General features: G+C 74.2%; 13 protein-coding genes. 2 read left to right on the top strand and 11 right to left on the bottom strand.

From position 1 onward, the window contains the following. Positions 1 to 88: 88 nt before the first annotated feature. The 8 genes from C8N24_RS14325 to C8N24_RS14290 all read right to left on the bottom strand — a co-directional run bounded on the left by C8N24_RS14325 (position 89) and on the right by C8N24_RS14290 (position 13,566). Positions 89 to 514, bottom strand: a complete 426-nt coding sequence (locus C8N24_RS14325; protein WP_121250794.1) for a hypothetical protein — start codon at positions 512 to 514, stop codon at positions 89 to 91. A gap of 265 nt (positions 515 to 779) precedes the next feature. Then, positions 780 to 2,495 carry an APC family permease gene (locus tag C8N24_RS14320; RefSeq protein ID WP_121253203.1) on the bottom strand — a complete coding sequence of 572 codons (1,716 nt, stop codon included), beginning with the start codon at positions 2,493 to 2,495 and terminating at the stop codon, positions 780 to 782. Further along, entirely contained in the window at positions 2,492 to 2,887 is a 396-nt protein-coding gene (locus tag C8N24_RS14315) for a 4'-phosphopantetheinyl transferase superfamily protein (RefSeq protein WP_121250793.1), read from the bottom strand. Before C8N24_RS14315 ends, C8N24_RS14320 begins: the two co-directional genes overlap by 4 nt. Next, entirely contained in the window at positions 2,884 to 6,681 is a 3,798-nt protein-coding gene (locus tag C8N24_RS14310) for a Pls/PosA family non-ribosomal peptide synthetase (protein WP_121250792.1), read from the bottom strand. Before C8N24_RS14310 ends, C8N24_RS14315 begins: the two co-directional genes overlap by 4 nt. 93 nt (positions 6,682 to 6,774) lie before the next feature. Continuing rightward, complete coding sequence (locus C8N24_RS14305) at positions 6,775 to 9,336, bottom strand: helix-turn-helix transcriptional regulator (protein ID WP_121250791.1); 2,562 nt, start codon at positions 9,334 to 9,336, stop codon at positions 6,775 to 6,777. Then, complete coding sequence (locus tag C8N24_RS14300; protein WP_147447798.1) at positions 9,333 to 11,924, bottom strand: LuxR C-terminal-related transcriptional regulator; 2,592 nt, start codon at positions 11,922 to 11,924, stop codon at positions 9,333 to 9,335. Before C8N24_RS14300 ends, C8N24_RS14305 begins: the two co-directional genes overlap by 4 nt. A 47-nt stretch (positions 11,925 to 11,971) precedes the next feature. Continuing rightward, entirely contained in the window at positions 11,972 to 12,379 is a 408-nt protein-coding gene (locus C8N24_RS14295; RefSeq protein WP_147447797.1) for a hypothetical protein, read from the bottom strand. A gap of 77 nt (positions 12,380 to 12,456) precedes the next feature. Further along, positions 12,457 to 13,566, bottom strand: coding sequence for an alpha/beta hydrolase family protein (locus C8N24_RS14290; protein WP_121250788.1), 1,110 nt, complete (start codon positions 13,564 to 13,566; stop codon positions 12,457 to 12,459). 114 nt (positions 13,567 to 13,680) lie between these two features. Here C8N24_RS14290 and C8N24_RS14285 point away from each other — a divergent pair, with 114 nt between their 5' ends. Together C8N24_RS14285 and C8N24_RS14280 are read left to right on the top strand one after the other, a co-directional pair. After that, on the top strand, positions 13,681 to 14,430 hold the full coding sequence (locus C8N24_RS14285) for a DMT family transporter (RefSeq protein ID WP_121250787.1): 750 nt from the start codon (positions 13,681 to 13,683) through the stop codon (positions 14,428 to 14,430). A 47-nt stretch (positions 14,431 to 14,477) separates the two neighbouring features. Further along, the gene (locus C8N24_RS14280; protein ID WP_121250786.1) at positions 14,478 to 14,984 is read left to right on the top strand and encodes a hypothetical protein; all 507 of its coding nucleotides are present in this window, start codon (positions 14,478 to 14,480) and stop codon (positions 14,982 to 14,984) included. Here the strand turns inward: C8N24_RS14280 and lysS are convergent. Genes lysS through C8N24_RS14265 form a run of 3 tightly spaced genes read right to left on the bottom strand, consistent with a single transcriptional unit; the run spans position 14,956 to position 18,953 of the window. Then, a complete protein-coding gene (gene lysS, locus C8N24_RS14275; RefSeq protein ID WP_121250785.1) occupies positions 14,956 to 17,685 on the bottom strand; it encodes a lysine--tRNA ligase in 2,730 nt (909 codons plus the stop codon). The two genes, C8N24_RS14280 and lysS, sit on opposite strands and share 29 nt — an antisense overlap. Then, positions 17,682 to 18,428, bottom strand: a complete 747-nt coding sequence (locus C8N24_RS14270; protein ID WP_245971857.1) for a hypothetical protein — start codon at positions 18,426 to 18,428, stop codon at positions 17,682 to 17,684. The genes lysS and C8N24_RS14270 overlap by 4 nt, the downstream gene beginning before the upstream one ends. A 6-nt stretch (positions 18,429 to 18,434) precedes the next feature. Continuing rightward, positions 18,435 to 18,953, bottom strand: a complete 519-nt coding sequence (locus C8N24_RS14265; protein ID WP_121250784.1) for a hypothetical protein — start codon at positions 18,951 to 18,953, stop codon at positions 18,435 to 18,437. Between the last annotated feature and the right edge of the window lie 11 nt (positions 18,954 to 18,964).

Below are 18,964 nucleotides of genomic sequence, written 5' to 3'. Positions count from 1 at the left end.
CGCCGTGCGCAGTCGTCGCCGGCTCACGTCCCCGTGCGGCGTCGTCGCGACGCCGCACGGGGGTTCGGAGGCACTGCTCGCCGTGCGCTCAGTTGGCGGTGGGCGGCAGGTACGGCGCCGTGAACGTCACGGTGACCGTGGTCGGCGTGTCCGCGCCCTGCAGCTTGCAGGTGAAGCGGGCGGTGCTCGCGTTCATCGCGCCGTCGAGCGTGGGCGTGCAGCGGAAGCCCTGGCTCATGTAGGGCTTCTGGAGGTTGTTGTCGACGCCGTCGCGCACGACCTGCTGGACCGTGCTGCGGCTCCAGAAGCGCCGCACGTTCGCCTGCGGGTTGGCGACCTTCACGTTCGCCGTGATCTGGTTCTGGCCGCCGGCGAGGACCCCGGGCTTGACGGCGATGTGGTACGTGTGGCTCTGGGTCGGGATCGTGGCGGCCCCGGCGGTGGCCGGCGCGGCGACGGCGCCCAGGCCGGCGATGACGGCGGCGGCTGCGGCCGCCTTGCGGATGTCAGGCATCTGCTTCCTTTCGGGTGGCAGTGGATCGGTGATGCCTTCAGCTTCCGTCGTGCCGCACGATCCGTCTTGCGTAGTGCGCTACGGCATTCGCGTGCCGTTCGTACTGAGCGCGGCGAGGATGGCGCGCCGGGCGCGCCGGCCGACCCGTACTCGGTCTGGCCGGGCGCGTGCTCGTGAGCACGGCACCGAACGCCGGCTGGATGCCGACGTTCGTGGCCGTGACGCGGGCGAACCCGCTATCCACCGTCGTCGAGGCGACGCGCCGCTACGTGGAACTTCCCGCCGCCAGGTAGCCCCGGCGGCTGTCCGTCCGTGCGGCGTTCGCGCGGTGCGTCGCCGGCGTCGAGGCCGGGGACGGCAGGCGCAGCGCGACGGCCAGGTGATAGATCACCAGGCTCCAGCCGGCGGAGGCGATCAGCCCTCCGACCAGGCCGAGGCCACCGGTGCCGCCGTGATCGAGGACATGCGCGAAGACGCCGATGCCTCCGATGATCCCTCCCGGCCCGAAGTCGCCGAAGTAGGAGATCACGAGCATGCCGAGCAGGTACGGCGCGATCCACGCCGCGGCGCGCCACTCGACCGGCGTTGCCGCGGGGTTGAGCTTGAAGGCGTACGACGCCGCGATCAGCGCATAGCCGACGAGCATGGCCACCATCAGCGTGGTCAGCGTCTGCCAGCCCGACCAGTAGATGATCCAGGTCGCGCAGACGAACGCCATCGGCGCGAGCACCCGGGCGGCCGGGAGCCGGTACACGCGGGGCAGCTCCGGGCGGCTCTTGCGCAGCGCGCCCAGGGCGAGCGGCGCCGAGGCGTACATCAGCACCGACGCGCTGGTGACGATCCCGACGAGCTTGCTCCAGCTCGGGAACGGGAGCAGGAACAGCAGGCCGACGGCCGTGCTGAACAGCACGCCGAAGACCGGCACGAGCGTGCGCCGGTGGGTGCGCTCGAACGGCTCCGGGATGTAGCCGTTCCGGGACAGCGCGTGGCTGATCCGGGCGGACGTCGTGAGGTAGATGAGGCCGCTGCCGAACGGCGACACGACCGCGTCCAGCCGCAGCAGGAACGCGAGCCAGGCGAGGCCGGCCACCGAGGCGATGGCGTAGAACGGCCCCGCGTTCAGCGCGACGATCGCCGGGTCGGCGCTGCCGGCGCCGAGAGCGGTCCAGTCGTGGGTGAGCAGCAGCTTGGGATCGAGCGAGCCGATGAACGCGAGCTGCAGCAGCGTGTAGATGCCCGCGCCGATCAGGATCGACAGGATCACCGCACGTGGCAGGTCGCGGCCCGGGTTGCGGGCCTCGCCGCCGAGCTGGGTCGCCTGCTCGAAGCCGAGCAGCGCGAACACGATCCCACCGGAGGGCAGTGAGACGAGGATCGAGTGGATGGCCGAGCCGTGCACGAAGAAGCCACCGCCGGCCGTGAAGTTGCTCGCGTGGAAGTGGGTGACGAGCAGCACGACGATCGTCAGGACGGGGATCGCGACCTTCCACGCCGTGATCGTGTTGTTGGCGCGGGTGAGCCAGCGGATGCCGATCAGGTTCAGCACGACGAAGCACGCCATCAGGACGACGGCCACCAGGATCCCGGTGCCGCTCAGGGTGCCGCTCGAGCGGTAGAGCCCGTGGCCCCAGTCGGTGGTCGAGAGGTACTGGATCGCGGCGAGCACCTCGATCGGAGCGGTGGCCGCCGCCTGCAGGTACGACGCCCAGCCGAACGTCATGCCGGCGAGGTTGCCGAACGCGTGGTGCGGGAAGCGGCTCGTGCCGCCGCTCTCGGGGAACATACCCGCCAGCTCGGCGTGCACCAGCGCGAGGACGATCACGATCGCCGACGCCAGCACCCAGCCGATCAGGGCGGAGGGACCGGCGGTCGTGGCCGCAACAAGGGCGCCGAACAGCCAGCCGGAGCCGATGATCGAGCCTTCCGAGGCCCACAGCAGGCCCCAGAAGCCCACGTTGCGCTTGAGGGTGGAGTCGGTCATCGCCAGCACACCCAGCCCCGGAAGCCGTCGGGCAGGGTCAGCGCCTGGGCGTGCCAGGCGCCGTTGACGCCGTTGCGCCACGCGGCGGGCGACTCGAGCCGCCGCGGGTCGTAGGCGACGGCGTCGCCGAGCGCCTTCGCCAGCGCCTCCTTGCTCGACCAGAGCGAGATGATCTCCGCGGCGTCGCGCGGCACCCGCTCGGACGGCGTCGTGATCGACGCCGCGAACCGGTCGTCGCAGTCGACGACGCGCTCGATGTCGACGCCGACCGGCCCGTCGTGGAAGGCCACGACCGCGTACGGCGCGCAGTAAGAGCGCGACTGGCCCCCAAGGGTGCGGGCCCGCGCGCGCAGCGCGGCCGGGTCCGGCCCCTCGATCAGCAGGACGTTCATCGCGCGATCACCGGGGTCCCGTGCCAGCGCGTGCCGTCGGGCAGCTCCTCGCCGCGCAGCACCACCGAGTGGCCTTCGAGGACGGTGCCGGCGCCGACGTGCGTGTCCGGCAGGACGACCGCGGTCGGGCCGAGCGTCGCACCGGGATCGAGATGCGTCGGGCCGATCCGCAGCAGACGGTCATGGAACAGGTGCGTCATCAGGCACGCACCGCGGTTGACCGCGGCCCCGTCGTCGAGCGTGATCATGTCGTGCTCGGTGACGGCGGTCGTCTCGCACCACACGCCGCGCCCGATCCGCGCGCCCATCGCGCGCAGGTAGAGCGACATGATCGGCGTGCCGATCGTCAGGCGCAGCAGCTTCTCGTCGGCCAGCTGCTCCTGCGCGGCGTTCATCAGCTCGTCGCGCCACACGAACCCGCTCCACAGCGGGTGCACGCTGCGCCGGTAGCGGCCGATCAGCACCCACTTCATCGCGATCGTCACCGCCGTGCACACGACGCCGCCGGCGATCAGCACGAACGGCGCCGTGAGCGCGGCCGCGAGCACGCCGTACCGCGCGCAGATCGCGACCATCGCGGTCAGCTCCAGCACTTCGACGAACAGCGCGATGGCGTTGGGCCCGAGCAGCCGCACCACGTCCATCACGGCGCGGCCGATCCGCAGCCGGCGCGGCGGGTCCACGGTCCGGGAGGGGTCGGCGGCGTCGGGGTGGCGCGGCAGCTCGAGCGCGGGAACGCCGAGCCAGGACGTGCCCTGCGCCGGGTGCTCCGGCGAGAGGGTCATGACGCCCAGCAGACTGTCGTCGCCGAGCGTCGTTCCGCCGCGCAGGATCGATCCCGGGCCGAGGAAGGTGCGGTCGCCGACGGTGATCGGCTCGACGCGCATCCAGCCGTCGCGCGACCGGGACGTGCAGAAGCCGATGTCGTCGGTGCCCTGGCTCAGCGTGCCGAACGAGACGAGCGGGTTCAGGCCGGTGGACACCGACAGCTCCGTCCCGCGGCCGACCGTGACGCCCATCAGGCGGTACCACGGGCGCGTGAAGGTCGACGCGTAGAGCGGGAACAGCAGCGTGATCGAGCTCTTCTTGAGCTCCTCGCCGAACCACAGCGCCCATCCGGTCGGGCCGTGCTCGTCGTGCCATCCCGGGCGCACGAGCCGCCACACCAGCCGCAACGTGAGGGCGACGATCAGCGCGGTCAGCGGGACCGAGATCGCGGTGATGACTGCGACCTCGAAGGCCAGCTCGCCCGTCGAGCTGCCGAGGGTCGGCAGGTCGGAGCCCAGCAGCGCGAGCAGGCCGACCGCCGGTGCGAAGGCCGCGAGGCCGAGCGTCAGCTCCAGGCCGAGGCTCGCGGCGAACGCCAACGGCCACAGCCCGGCTCGTGTGGGCGCCGGTGGCTCTGCGGGCCAGTGCTCGCCGGCGACGCCGATCCGGCGTCCGGGCGCGCCGCCCCAGCGCTCGCCGGCGGGGACCTCGCCCTCGACGACGGTTCCGGGCTCGATCTCGGCACCCGCGCCGACGACCGTGCCCGGGTTCAGCAGCGACCGGGAGCCGATCCGCGCCTGCGGGCCAACCTCGATCGCGCCGACCACGAGCTCCTGGCCGTCGATCCACCAGCCGCGCAGGTCGACGTTGCCTTCGACGGTCGCGCCGGCGCCGATCCGCAGCAGCGCGCCGGCGGGCGGGACGGTCGCGAGGCGCGCGCCGTCGCCGACCTCGGCGCCGACCAGGCGGGCGTACTTCGCCGCCCAAGGCGTGCCACCGAGACGCTCGTAACGGGTGACCTCGGCCAAGCGGTCGATGAACCACAGCCGTGCGGCCAAGCCGGAGTAGCGCGAGTAGCGGCCGGGCTGCACCCCGCGCAGGAGCACGCGGGTGCAGACGAACTGCAGCGCCACGTGGGCGGGCGGGCTCGCGAGCAGCATCCACGCCGCGCCCAGCCACAGCCAGCCGACGTGCGGGGTGCCGATGTCGACGACGTTGCCGTAGACGAGCGTGCCGAGCAGCCACGGAACGGCCTGGATCGCGAACAGCACGACGACGCCGACGAGCTGCAGCAGCTGCAGCCGGCGCGCGCCGCGCAGAGAGACTTCAGGCACGGCGTCCGTCCCGGGCCCCGCGATCTGCTCGAGCCGGGCCGAGAACGCGCGCAGCGTGCGCTGCTCGTAGACGTCCGCGACGGCCACGGACGGGTGCTCGACGCGCAGCACCGAGACGAGCTTGGCGGCGGCCAGCGAAGTCCCGCCGAGGGCGAAGAAGTCGCTGTCGGGACCAACTGTGACCGGGCCGAGCTGCTCGCGCCAGTGCTCCGCCAGCCGCTCCTCGGCGGCCGTGAGCCCGTGGCTCTCGCCCGCGCCGGGCGGCGGCCACGGCAGCGCCTTGCGGTCGACCTTGCCCGACGTGGCGAGCGGCAGCTCGTCCAGGACGACGATCTGCGGCACGAGGCTCGCCGGCAGGCGCGCGGCGACGTCGGCGCGGACCGCCTCGGGCGTGAGCGTTCCGGCGACGTAGCCGACGAGCAGCTTGTTGCCGGCCGCCGACGACTGCACGACCGTGGCCGCGGCGCGGACGCCGGGCACCGCGCTGAGCGCGTCGTCGATCTCCCCCAACTCGATCCGGCGTCCGCCGATCTTGACCTGGTGGTCGCGACGGCCGACGAACTCGAGCCCGTGGTCCGTGCGGCGGACGATGTCACCGGTGCGGTAGGCGCGTTCCCATCCCAGGACGGGCAGCGCGCGGTAGCGCTCGGCGTCGAGGTCGGCGCGCAGGTAGCGCCCGAGGCCGACGCCGCCGATCACCAGCTCGCCCTCCTCGGCGGGCTGCTCGCGCTCGTCGACGATGGCAAGCTCCCAACCGCGCAAGGGCTCGCCGATCGTGACCGGCGCACCCGGCATCAGCCGCGTCGCGGTGGAGACGACGGTGGCCTCCGTCGGCCCGTAGGTGTTCCACAGCTCGCGGTCGCCGGCCAAGCGCTGCACCAGCGACTCCGGGCAGGCTTCACCGCCGAGGATCAGGAGCCGCACCGAGGCGAGCGCCGTGTCGTCCCAGATCGCCGCGAGCGTCGGCACGGTGGAGATGACGCTCACGCGGCGCTCCGCCAGCCACGGGCCGAGCTCGACACCAGAGCGCACGAGCGCGCGCGGCGCGGGCACGAGCGCCGCGCCGTTGGCCCAGGCGAGCCACATCTCCTCGCAGCTCGCGTCGAAGGCGACCGACAGCCCGGCCAGGACGCGGTCCTCCGGGTGCACCCGCCACAGCTCCGCCTCGCCGTCGAGGAAGGCCACCGCGGACCGGTGGCTGACGGCGACGCCCTTCGGCGCGCCCGTCGAGCCCGACGTGAAGATGATCCAGGCGTCGTCGTCGGGGCCAGGCCGTCCGGCACGGCCACTCGGGGCATTGCGCCAGTGCAGCTCGAGCCCGTCGCCCACCGCGGCGCAAGCGCCCGCGTCGGTGAAGATCTGCTCGGCGCGGGCGGCGCGGTCGTCGGCGTCGACCGGGACGTAGGCCGCGCCGGCGGCGAGCACGCCGAGGATCGCGATGTAGAGCTCGTGGGTGCCGCTGGCGACGCGCACGCCGACGCGGTCGCCCGGGCCGACGCCGCCGTCGCGCAAACGGTCGGCAACCACGTGCACGCGCTCGGCGAGCGCCGTGTACGTCAGCTGCGCGCCGGGCGTGTCGAGCGCGAGGCGCTCACCGTGGGCGGCCACGGTCGCGTCGAAGACGTCGACGAGGGTCGCGCGCGGCGGTCGAGGGGTCGGCGCGTGCGTGTCGGGGAGGTCGAGTGTGCTCATTCGGAGGCTCCTGGAGAGGGAGTCAGGAGCCTTCCAGCGGTCCAGCGACCGCTCGACCGTAGTGCCGTACTGCAGTCTTCGGGTGAGCGCTACTTAGAGGTCGCGGCGGTCGCCGACGCCGAGCTTGTGCATCGCGCGGTAGAGGTGGCTCTCGACCGTACGCACGGAGACGACCAAACGGTCCGCGATCTCCGCGTTCGAGAGCCCCTCGCGCGCGAGGCCGACGAGTTGCGCCTCGCGGCGGGTCAGGTCGGCGCCGCCGTCGGGCAGTCCCTCGATGGCCGGCTCCGGGGTGCCCTGGTCAGGCTGGTGGAGCTCACGGGCGCGGGCCGCGGCGCGGCGCACGCCGCTCGCGTCGCCCGCACGCTGGAAGGCGTCCGCGGCGCCGACCGTCGCCTCCAACGCGTACTGCAGCGCGCCCATCGCCGCCAGCTCGGCGGCCACCGCGAGCCGCTCGGCGCCCGACCGCGCGGCGACATGGCGGGCGCAGGCGCGCGCCAGCCGCGAGTCGGCACGCGGCGCGACCGCCCGCATGCGCTCGCGGACGTCGAGCCCTGCGCGAAACGCCTCATACAGCAGCTGGACCGCGAAGATCGGAAGCTTCGCGCTGCGGTCGGCGGCGTGCACGAACCGCTCGGCTGCATCCGGCTCGCCGCGGGCGACGGCCGCCCAACCCTCGGCGCGCTCGACGTACGGGACCTGGTGGCGCCAGGCGCCCGCCGGCCCGAACTGCTCGCGCATCCGCTCCAGCGGCGTCGTGACGTCCCCACCGGTGGCGGCGGCGATGCCGACGCGGAAGGCGTGGACCACGGTCATGCCGGCGAACGTGTCCTGGTGGTCGTAGTGCAGCTCCGCTTCGTCGAACCAGCGCGCGGACGAGCGGTAGCGGCCACGCAGGAACTCGGTCGTCGCCAGCCCGAAGGCGGCGGTCGCGGCGGCCGCGTGGTCCTCGACCCGGACGGCGTCGCGCAACAGGCCGGCCGCGTAGGCGTCGGCGTCCTCGAGGTCCTCGCCGGTCTCGATCGCGATCAGGTTGAAGCCGCCGGCCGCCAGCGTCTCCGCGTAGCCGAACGGCACGCTCGGCCGCAGGCGCCGCATGAGCTCGTAGGCGCGCGTGCCCTCGCCCGTGTACAGGTAGGCGAGTGCCTGCCGCGCCTCGTCGCCGCGCCGGGTGGCCGGGTCCGTCTCGGGCCCGTCGATCGCCGCCTGGGTCACGCGCACGGTATCGGCGAAGTCGCCCCGGCGATCCGCCAGCAGGTCCTGCAGCGGGGCAAGCCGCCGTTCCCACGCGCCGTCGTGCGCCCACGCGCCGGCACGCGCGATGAAGGCTCGGGCCGCGTCGGCGTCGCGCAGGCCCCAGTAGAGCGTGTGGACGCGCTGCTGGACGTAGTCGCCCGAGACGGCGGCCTCCGCCTCCGCGTCGACCGTGGCCAGCAGCGCGTCGGCCTCCGCGAACCGCTTGCGCGCGAAGTGGGCGCGCGCGAGCAGCAGCGTCGCCTCGAAGCCCGGCAGCGCCAGCTCGGCAAGGCGCGCGCCGAAGTCGGGATCGCCGGCTTCGTTGGCGGCGCGGGCGGCGTCGACCAGGAGCGGGGCCGGCACGGGCTGCTGCGCGTCGAGCAGCAGCCGCGCGACCCGCATCGCCGTCTCGGGTGTCACCGGGTCACGCGCGAGAAGCCTGTCAGCGAGGCGGCGCCGCAGGCTCTGCGCGTACAGCGCGGGGAGCTCGGCGCGCACCGTCTCGCCGTACAGGGGGTGGGCGAGCCGGGCGGCGTCCGCGCTGGTGTCGATCGCGATCAGCCCGAGCATCTCGGCTCGTACGGACGGCTCGAGCCCGGCCAACTCGGTGAGCTCCTCGATCCGCAGCGGCTCGGTGAGCGCGAGCAGCTCCACGGGGAGCCGCTCGTCGTCCGCGAGGCCGGCCATCCGCGTTCCGATCAGCTCGCGCAGCGAGTCGCTCACCGGCGGACGCCGGCGCAGACGCCACAGGCCGCCGGTGTTGACGAGCGTGCCCGCCTCCAGGGCGCCGAGCACGAGCTCGCGCGCGAACAGCGGGTTGCCCTCGCCGGCGCCGATCACCCACTCGATCGCCTGCCGCTCCACCGGCCCTCCGAGACCGGCCTCGACCAGCACGGCGATGGCGTCGTCGTCGAGCCGCCCGAGCTCCAGTCGCGGCGCGCCGGCGTCCTTCCACAGCGACTGGATCGCGTCGGGCACCGGCTCGCCGGCGCGAACCGTCGCGACGATGAACGCCGCCTCGCTGGAGGCCAGGTGCAGGACGAGCGCGGCGGACACCGGGTCGAGCAGCTGGGCGTCGTCGACGCCCAGCACGACGCGCCGGTCACGCGCACGGCGGCGCAACGCGTCGGCGCTGCGCCGCAGCAGCTCGAGCGTGTCGTCGGAGCGCACGTCCTCCGGGACGACGCCCGCGAACGCGCCGAGCGGGATCGTCGACGCGCTACGCGTCGCTTGGACCCAGTACACGGGCAGGCCCTCGTCGGCGGCCGCGGACTGCGCCTCCCGCGCCAGCCGCGACTTGCCTGCGCCCGCCGGGGCGTGCACGACGACACCGGGGCAGTCGCCGCGGCGCCGCGCGCCGGCGATCCGCTCGAGCTCGGCGTCGCGGCCGACGAGGGGCCATGCGCCCGCCGCGGTCACAGGTCGCGGCGGTCGCGGACGCCGAGCTTCTGCATCGCGCGGTACAGGTGCGACTCGACCGTGCGGACCGAGAGCACGAGCCGGTCGGCGATGTCGGCGTTCGACAGGCCCTGGCGGGCGAGGTCGACGAGCTGGGCCTCGCGAGCGGTCAGCGACACCGCGGAGCCGTCGAGGCCGTCGATCACCGGCGGCTCGGTGCCCTGCCCGGCGACGTGCAGCTCACGTACCCGGGCGGCGGCGCGGCGCGCGGAGTCCTGCCGGCCGTCCTCGACGAAGCAGGCCGCCGCGCGCGTGGCCGCCTGCAGCGCGTAGAACGTCGCGCCGATCCGCGCGAACGTGTCGGCAACGGCGAGCACGGCGTCCCCGTCGCGCGCGGCCGCCGCTTCGGCGTGCGCGGCGTACGCGTCCAGCAGCGGCGCGGCGCAGCCGGGCCGGGCCTCCGTGAGCAGCGCGGCGACGCGCGATGCGGACGCGCCGGCGACCAGCGCGTCGTGGCCGATCAGCAGCGTGAAGCCCGGCATGTCGGCGGCGAAGGCCTGCGCGCCCTCGAGCAGCTGCGCCGCGCCCAGCTGCGGGTTGCGCACCCAGGCCGCCCACCCTTCGGCCCGCGCGACGTAGGCGGCACGCGCCAGCGGCTGCGGACGGTCCCGTCCCGCGTGCGCGCGCAGCCGCCGCAACGGCTCCTCGACGCCGGCGGCGTCGCGCGTGGCGGCGGCGATCCCGATGCGCAGCATGTGGACGTCGGCGATCAGCCCGAACGCGTCCTCGCGCTCGAAGTGCAGCTCGGCCTCGGCGAGCCAGCGCTCGGCGTCGCAGAAGCGCGCGGCGAAGAAGTCCAGGTGGGCGAGGCCCACCGCCGCCTGCGCCGCGGCCTCGTGGTCATGGCAGCGAATGCTCTCGGCCAGCGCGCGCTTGAGATCGGCGGCCAGGTCGGGCCAGTCGATCCCGGACTCGGCACCGACCATCCGGTAGGCCGGCAGCGTCATCAGGGCCGTGTAGTCCTGGAGGGGGATCGGCGGCCGGTGCCGGTGGGCGAGCCTGCGCGCGTCGGTCCAGCGGCCGGCGTAGAACAGCGCCATCGCGAGCCGCGTCTCCAGCACCCGGCGGCTCTCGGGCTCCAGGTCGCCGGCCAGCGTGGCCTCCGCCTCGGCGATCGTCCCGGCCAGGTCGGCGGCGACGGCGATCGGCATCCGCAGCGCGAGCCGCCAAGGCCGGTCCACCCATGCGGCGGCGCGCGTGAGCAGCGCTTCCGTCGCGCCGCGGTCGCCGATCCCCCAGTACAGGATCCGCACCCGCTGCTCGAGGTAGGCCACCGCCGCGGGGTGGCCGGGCACCTCGGCCTCGACCGCATCCAGCGCGGCCTCGGCCTCGTCGAAGCGACCGCGGATCGCGTTCGCGCGGGCGAGTGCGAGGACGGCGTCCAAGCCGCCGCCGTCGGCCACGGCCAGCTCGCCGAGCTGCGCACCGAGCTCGGGGTCGCCGGCGAGGTTGGCCGCACGCGCCGCGTCCACCAGCAGCTGCGGCGGGATCGGCGCACCGGCGTCCAGCAGCAGCCGAACGACGCGCAACGCGTCGTCGGGGGCCATCGGGCGGCGTTCCTGCAGCGCGGCCGCCAGGCGCAGCCGCAGCGCGCGGCAGCGGAGCGTCGGCATCGCGGCGCGCAGGATGTCGCCGTAGAGCGGGTGCGCGAGCCGGACGTCGCCGCCCGTGTCGAGCGCGATCAGGCCACGGGCCTCGGCGTCGGCGAGCGCGTCGTAGGACGTGAGGCCCTCGATCTCGGTCAGCCGCAACGGCTCCGCCAGCGCGAGCAGCTCGGCCGGCGCGCGCTGCTCGCCGCTGAGCTCGTCCATCCGGTGGCCCACGAGCTCGATCAGCGAGGCCGCGACGGCCGGGCGGCCGGCGAGCCGCCAGAGACCGCGGTCGTCGACCAGCTGGCCGCCGGCCAGCGCGCCGGTCACCAGCTCGCGCGCGTACAGCGGGTTCCCCTGGCTGCGGTCGACGATCCAGCGGTACGCCGCTTCCTCCACCGGGCCGTCGAGCGCCGTCTCCACCATGGACCGGAGGGCGGCGTCGCCGAGCGGTGCGAGCTCCAGGCGGAGCGCGTGACCGTCCTTGTGCAGCGCGACGATCGCGTCCGGACACGGCTCACCCGTCCGGATCGTGGCGACGACGAACACGCCGGCGCGCGAGGCCAGGTGCAGGACCAGCGCGGCCGACGCGGGATCCAGGCGCTGGGCGTCGTCGACGCCGAGGACGATCGGCCGCCCTGCCGCCTGCTCCTCGAGGGCGCGCGCGGAGTCGCGCAGCAGGTTGAACGCCTGGTCGGAGCGCACGGAGTCCGGGAGCAGGCGCGCGAACGCGCCGAGCGGGATCATCGCCGCGCTGCGCGTGGCCTGCACCCACTCCGTCATCGCTCCGTCGCGTTCGAACGCGGCCAGCGCCTCGCGGCCGAGCCGCGACTTGCCGGTCCCGGCGTCGGCACTGACGACGACGCCCCAATGCCCTTCTGAGCGCGCCCGAGCGATCGCCGTCAGCTCCTGGTCGCGACCGACGAGCGGCCAATCGGGGCTCACCAGTGCCTCACGCACAGACCGGACTCTACGGGCCGGTGTTGCCCCTGTGAACCCCTACCGGCTCACGCGGCGGCTCCCACCGGCGTACGTGGCGCCCACAGAGTGCGGCGGGCGACGGCGACGTTCTGGATCGCCATCGTCAGCGCGAAGAAGGCGAGGATCGCGGCCGCGCCCTCCGCCGGGATCCAGCCCGTGACGGCGGCCAGCGTCCCGAGCCCGATCTTGAGCGCGATCATCACGATCCACAGCGTCAGCGTGGTGCGGTTGCCGCGCTGCATGGGCGTGTCCTGCTCGTGCCAGATCGACACGCGGGTGCCGCGCCAGGCGCCGAACGCGATCGCCAGCACGGCGCAGGCGGCGTTGTAGACGACCGCGGCGACGGTGACCGTGTGCGTGTGAGCGGTGAGCGCGACCACGGTCGCCACCACGCCGAAGATCAACGGCAGCTTCACGAGGGCTTCCACCGTCACGGGTCGAGCGTGCATCTGACGCCAGATCGACCAGGGAATGACGAAGAGGAGGATCGGCAGAACGGTCATGGGGCTCCTTACGGGGTGAGGATGCGGTCGAGCCAGTCGAAGGGGTCGACGGCGCCAAGCAGATGCCCACCGGTCGGCAGGCGGTCGAAGAGCGTGCGTGCCTGGCCAGGCCAGCGGCGTTCGTCGGGGTCCTCGCGGACGAGGATGGGGGTGGTGATGCGTTCCAGCTCGTCGTCGAGCCGGAACTCGCGGACGCGCGAGTAGAGGTCGAACGGCGTCCGCCCGACCAGCCCGTACCAACGGCCGCGACCGCGGAGCAGGGCGTTCGCGGCCGGGTCGAACAGACCCGCGAGGTGCATCTCGCGGTTGAAGTGCTCGCGGGCGCCCGCGACCAGCGCCTCGTGGGCGCGCGCCGGCAGAGCATCCGTCCAGAGCGTCGAGACGTCGAGGACGCCGGGATCGGCGACCGCCGCGACGAACCGGTGTTCGAACGCGAGGGCGCGGGCGACGCCGTAGCCGGCGTGCTCGACCCCGACGGCCGCGATGCGCGTGCTGTCGACGTCGTCGCGGGCGATCAGCGCGTCGAGCACCGGCGTCATGACGGCCTCCCAGTCGGGCCGCAGCACGAGCCCCTGCTCGACGAGCGCCGCCTGGCGCCCCGGGCCGTCGAAGGTCATCCAGTGGTAGCCGCGGGCGTGTGCAGCGGCGCCTTCGCGAGCCCAGGCCTGCGACGTCGCTTCGCGTCCGCCGTGATCGACGATCACGAGCGGCCGGCGGCCCGCGCCCGCCGCGCGGAAGAAAAAGCCGGGCAGCGTCGCGCGCTCGTACGGCAGCGCGATCCGCTCGCCGCCGAACAGCTCGACGGCGCGTTCCCAGCAGGTGCGCTGACGGCGCCACAGCGCCGTCTCGGAGACCGAGCCGTCGGTGTCGCCGATCAGTGGCAGCGGCGCCGCGTAGTACGTGGCCGCGTGCAGGTAGCGGCGGGCGTCCTGGCGGCGGTTCGCCTCGGCCCACGCGACGCCGCCGGCGGCGGTCCACTCGCGCAGCCACGAGTCCGCGTCACCGTCCTCGACACGGGCGGAGGTCTCCAACACCTCCCCGAGATCCGCGGCGCCCGCGGCAGCGGCTGCCAGGAGCGCGTCGAAGCCCTCCCGGAAGGTGTCGGTGGTGAAGTCCATGCCATCACGATCGCGTCGCCGCGGCCGTACGGCATCGGTAGTGGACTACTGCATTCGCAAGTGCCGTAGCGCAGTACTGATGACGGCGGGCGGGCCCGGGCCCAAGCTCCGGGCATGCTCTCCATCTCGCTCGCGCTCGGCGCCGCGCTGCTCTACGCCGTCGGCTCCGCGCTGCAGCAGCGCGTGGCGGTCGAGCACACCTCGACGCTCGGCCTGCTGCGGCGGCCGCGCTGGCTCGCCGGGATCGCCGCCGACGTGTTCGGGTTCCTCGCGCAGGCCGCGGCGCTGACCGTCGGCCGGCTCGCCGTGGTGCAGCCGCTGCTGGTGTCGACGGTCGTGTTCGCGCTCCCACTCGAGCGCCGGCGGGTGGCACGCCGCGAGGCGCTGGCGGCGGTCGCCGTCCTGGCCGGGTTGGCGGTGTTCGTCACGCTGGCCGACCCGGCGGGCGGGCACCGCGACGCTGCGCCGGCCGCGTGGGTGGCGATCTTCGGGGCGTGCGCCGTCGCCGTCCTCGGCCTGCGCGGCGGCGCCGTCAGGATCGGCTGCGCGACCGGCGTCCTGTTCGGCGTCAGCGCCGCGCTGACCAAGGTGGTCGTCGCCGACCACACACTCCTCGATTGGCACCTGGTCGCGCTGGCGGTCGTCGGCGCCGCGAGCCTCGAGCGCTCGCAGGCCTCGCTGCGCGCCGGTTCGCTCGGCATCGCGGTCGGCGCCCAGATGGCCTTCGACGCGCTGACGAGCGTGCTGATCGGCGTGCTCGCCTTCGGCGAGCGCCTGCACACGAGCCCGCCGCTGGTCGTCGCGGCGCTCGTCGCGCTGGGCGTCGCGCTGGGCGGCATCCTCGGCCTCGCGAGGGCCACGTGACGCGCCGGGACGGCGTACTCGTGGCCGTCCGGCATCACCGGCCTCGCGTGAGGCGCGACCGCGTGCTCGTCGCGCTCGCCGGCGGCTACTTCGCGGTCGCCGCGGTGGGCGTCGTGGCGCCCGCGACCGCGGAGGCGGTCGCGCACGGGCGCGTGTGGCTGCTGCTCACGAGCGCGCTGGCCGCGCAGCCGCCGCTGCCGCTCGCACAGGTCGGGCTGACCGCGGCGGTCGCCGCCCTCGCGATCCGCCGTGTCGGAGCGGGCGCCTGGTGGCGCGCCGCGCTCGTCGGCCACGTCGGCTCGGCGCTCGTCGCCTACGCGTTGATGCTGCTGGCGGGCGCCGAGGCGGCGACGCGCGAGCCGGACTACGGCGTCTCGTGCGTGCTCGGGGCGACCCTCGGCGCGCTGATGACCACGCACGACCGCCTCGGACGGGCGGTCGGCGTGGTCGGCGCGGTGGCGTTGCTGCCGGTGTCGCTCAGCTGGCTCGGGATCGAGCACCCGCTGGCGGTCGTGCTCGGCGCGCTCAGCGCCCGCGCCGCGGCAACGCGATGAACCCTTCGACGGCGGCGTAGAGCACGCCGACCCACGGAAGGTCCTCGGGGTCCTGGACGACGATCGAGCGCGGCACCCACTCCGGGTCGAACTTCGCGTTGAAGTCGCGCAGCGACTCGATCTGGAAGTACGGGTTGAGCACGTGCGCGAGCCGGCGCTGCGCCCGCTCGGGCACGCTCAGCCGCGCGTCCTGCGCGAACAGGCGGCCCCAGGTGGCGAAGTTCAGGGACAGGCGCTTGTCGCCGCGTCCGTGCAGCTCGGTCGCCGTCATGGCGATCAGGTACTCGGTCATCCCGTTCGGCGCGTCCGGGTCGTGCTGCATGAGGTCCAGCGACCAGCCGGGCTCGCTCCCACAGCACGGCACGAGCCGCAGGAACCCGAGCGGGCGTCCGTTGGTGGCGAACGCGACCGCGAGCAGCAGCTCCGGGTCCTCGCCGCGCACGCCGCCGCCCAGCTCCATCGTGAAGCCGCGCTCCTGCGCGCCGTCGCGCCACCGCTCGCGCAGCGCGTTCAGCGCGTCACGCAACGGCTCGGGCGCATCGACCTCGCGCATCAGGCGGAAGCTGCACTGGCGGCCGACGCGGTTGACCGCCGTCCGCACGCTCTTGTTCTCCAACGTGAAGGCGTCGCAGCGCACCACGGCCTCGTCGCCCAGGTACACCGAGCGCAGCCCGTGGCGCCGGTACAGCGGCAGGTCCGCCTCACGCGCGCCGAGGAACGCCGCGCGCCGTCCATGCCGGCGGCAGTGGTCGAGGAACTCGCCCAGCAGCCGTTCGTGCGCCTCGGGCGGCCCGACGGGGTCACCGGAGACCAACGCGTGCCCGGCCATGGTCCGGTAGGCGAGCATCGCGTCCCCGGCGCGCGTGAAGAAGTACTGCTTGTCCGGGCGCAGCGCGAAGTAGTCCAGCGTGCCGGTGCCGTGCGCGAGCACCAGCGCGCGGGCGCGCTCGCGATCGGCGTCGGTCGTCGCCCCCGCTCGGCGCCGTCGGCGGACGTCGAACGCGCGGCGGTGCCAGACGAGCGTCACGAGCAGCGCCACGGCCGGGAACAGGACCTGCGGATCCGAGGACCGCAGTGCCGCGATCATGGCCGTGAGGATCACCGCGGCTGTCCACGCCCGCCGACGCGCGGCCCACAGGCCGGTGGCGAGGACGACGAGCAGCACGCCGATGACCGCCGTCGGGACGTGGTCGACGGAGCCGAAGGCATGCTCGGCCACGAGGCTCGCGCCCGCCAGGCCGGTGACCGCGCCGAGGACGCGTGGCAGCCGCGGGCGACGGATCGGCGGCTCGGCGTCGACCTCGAGAGCCGTTGCCGGCTCGGGCTCCCCCTGCACCTCGCCCCGCTCCGGCCGCAGGGCCGGGAACAGGATCACGTCGCGGATGCTCGGCACGTCCGCGATCAGCATCACGAGCCGATCGATGCCGATCCCGAGCCCACCCGTCGGCGGCAGCCCGCACTCGAGCGCGCGCACGTAGCTCTCGTCCACGAAGCCCTCGGCCTCGAAGCGCGCGCGCTGATCGACGGGGTCGTTGAGCTCGCTGTAGGCGTTGGCGAGCTCGCGACCGCCGACGAAGGCCTCGAAGCGCTCGGTCAGGTGCGGATCGTCTCGGTGGGCACGGGCCAGCGGGGAGATCTCCCGCGGGTGGTCGAGCACGAACGTCGGCTCGATCAGCGTGTGCTCGGCCGTGGCCTCGAAGACCTCGGCCATCAGCTTGCCGGCCCCCCACCCGGTCTCGTACAGGATCCCGAGCTCGTCGCAGATCGCGCGCGCCTCCGCCAGCGGCATCGACGGGTGCATCGCCACGCCGGCGTGCTCGGCCACGAGCTCGGCCATCGTCACCCGTCGCCAGGGCGGGGCGAGGTCGATGCCGCCCACGCGGGTGCTGCCGGTGGCGGCCAGCGCGGCGCGGGCGACGATCGTCTCGACCAGCTCCATCATGTCCTCGTAGTCCGCGAAGGCCTGGTAGGCCTCCAGCAGCGTGAACTCGGGGTTGTGCGAGGTATCGATGCCTTCGTTGCGGAAGACCCGGCCGATCTCGAACACGCGCTCGAAGCCGCCGACCACCAGGCGCTTCAGCGGCAGCTCCAGGGCGATCCGCAGGTAGAAGTCGGTGTCGAGGGCGTTGTGGTGGGTCGTGAACGGCCGGGCGGTCGCCCCGCCGGCCGACGCCTCCAGCACCGGCGTCTCGACCTCGGTGAAGCCGCGCTCGATGAGCGTCGAGCGCACCGAGGAGACGACGGCCGAGCGCACGTCGAAGACGTGTCGCGTCGCGGGGTTGGCGATCAGGTCGAGGTGACGCTCGCGCAGCCGCAGCTCGGGGTCGACCAGGCCACGGTGCTTGTCCGGCAGCGCCCGGTGTGCCTTGGCGAGCAGGCGGATCTCGTCCGCCTGCACGGTCAGCTCGCCCGTGTGCGTGGTGATCACGGTGCCCGCGACGCCGATCCAGTCGCCGCGGTCGAGCCCTTCGGCGTCCGCGAACGCGTCCATCGCGCGCGAGACCATGACCTGGACGTCGCCGGTCTGGTCGTGCAGGGTGGCGAACACCAGGCCGCCGTGGCGCCGGATCAGCATCAGCCGGCCGGCGACCCGGACGGAGACGTTCGTGCACGCGTCCGGTTCCAGGCCGGCGAAGCGGCCGTGCAGATCGGCTGCGGTGTGGTCGCGCTCATAGCGCGTGGGTGTCCCGAGAGCGGTCATGACCGCACCTCGGATGGGCGCCCCGCGATCAGGTCCCCGAGACGAATCCGTAGACGTTCGATCGGCCGCGAGGCGTCGAAGCGCGCCGCGGCCCGCGCCCGCTGGTCGGCGTCATAGCGCCACAGCGCCCAGGGCGACGCCGGCCGCGCCAGGCGCGCGGCGCCGTACAGCGCGGCGATCGGTGCGAAGAGCCCGATCACGCCGAGCAGCACGCGCCCCTTCGCGAACGCCACGCCGGAGAGGGCGACGACGCCCGCGACGACGGCGCAGGTGCCCCAGAGCGACAGGGGCTCGTCCAGCCCGAACGGGCGCGTGCCCAGCACGACGAGCGCCCCGAAGGCCAGTGAGCACGCCACGGCGTCGAACGACGTGCGGCCCTGCTCCTGCCAGTAGACGTCGTCCAGGTGCACCCACAGCGCGAACTCGTCGAGCGTGAGGCCGGCGCCGACGCCGAAGCCGATCGCGACGAGATGCCACCAGGGCGCCTCCAGCGGCGCGGCGAACGACAGGAAGCCCGTCAGCAGCAGCAGCCCGATCCCCCAGACGAGGTGGTGGACGTGCACGCCGCGCGTCTCGATCCCGCCCGGCCACCACGACACGCTGCGCGTCATGCGGGCGCTGGTGCGGATGACCAGGAAGGAGACGAGGAAGGCCGCGAGGACGACGAACGCCGCCCCTGGGCCGGGATGCAGGCGGTCGCCGAACGGATCGACGGCGACCAATGAGGAGATCGGCGACCGCATGCTCGTTCAGACGGTCGTGGCGATCGGCTGGAGCACCGCGGCGCCGGTGGCGCCCGTCGACGCGAGGACGAGTGACGAGCGCACCTGCGCCGCGGACAGGCCCTTGAACGCGAGCTTGACGGTGCCCGTGATGGTGCCGGGGCCCGGTGCCTCGCCGTCCATGTCGTTCGTCAGCGAGAGCGTGCCGCGCTGCGTCGCCCACTTGGCCTTCGTGCGCGGAGTGAACGTCTTCAAGCTGGACGCGTAGCCGACGCCGACCGTCTGCAGGTAGGGCACGTCATCGGCGCTGATCGAGCAGACCGCGTACGTGTACCCGTGCGCGCTGCGCGCGACCTTGCACTGGCCGAAGCGGACGGCCGGGCCGGCGTTCGGCACGGCCGGGTTGGCCGGCGAGATGAACGGGACCGGCGTGGGCGTCGGGGTCGGGTCCGGCGCGATGATCTCTTGGGCCTGGGCGGCGGGCGCGGTGATGGCGACGGCGGCCACCGTGGCGGCCAGGCCGGCGAGGGCGGTGTTGCGGTTCATGAGGGACTCCT

This window comes from Solirubrobacter pauli, assembly GCF_003633755.1.
Taxonomy (GTDB): Bacteria; Actinomycetota; Thermoleophilia; order Solirubrobacterales; family Solirubrobacteraceae; genus Solirubrobacter; species Solirubrobacter pauli.
The sequence above is the reverse complement of the archived record's forward strand: the minus strand, read 5'-3'. Positions and strand labels throughout refer to the sequence as shown.

Coding starts and splice junctions, on each gene's coding strand:
- C8N24_RS14325 (WP_121250794.1), bottom strand. CDS start 514: ATGCCTGACATCCGCAAGGCGGCCGCAGCCGCCGCCGTCATCGCCGGC.
- C8N24_RS14320 (WP_121253203.1), bottom strand. CDS start 2,495: ATGACCGACTCCACCCTCAAGCGCAACGTGGGCTTCTGGGGCCTGCTG.
- C8N24_RS14315 (WP_121250793.1), bottom strand. CDS start 2,887: ATGAACGTCCTGCTGATCGAGGGGCCGGACCCGGCCGCGCTGCGCGCG.
- C8N24_RS14310 (WP_121250792.1), bottom strand. CDS start 6,681: ATGAGCACACTCGACCTCCCCGACACGCACGCGCCGACCCCTCGACCG.
- C8N24_RS14290 (WP_121250788.1), bottom strand. CDS start 13,566: ATGGACTTCACCACCGACACCTTCCGGGAGGGCTTCGACGCGCTCCTG.
- C8N24_RS14285 (WP_121250787.1), top strand. CDS start 13,681: ATGCTCTCCATCTCGCTCGCGCTCGGCGCCGCGCTGCTCTACGCCGTC.
- lysS (WP_121250785.1), bottom strand. CDS start 17,685: ATGACCGCTCTCGGGACACCCACGCGCTATGAGCGCGACCACACCGCA.
- C8N24_RS14270 (WP_245971857.1), bottom strand. CDS start 18,428: ATGCGGTCGCCGATCTCCTCATTGGTCGCCGTCGATCCGTTCGGCGAC.
- C8N24_RS14265 (WP_121250784.1), bottom strand. CDS start 18,953: ATGAACCGCAACACCGCCCTCGCCGGCCTGGCCGCCACGGTGGCCGCC.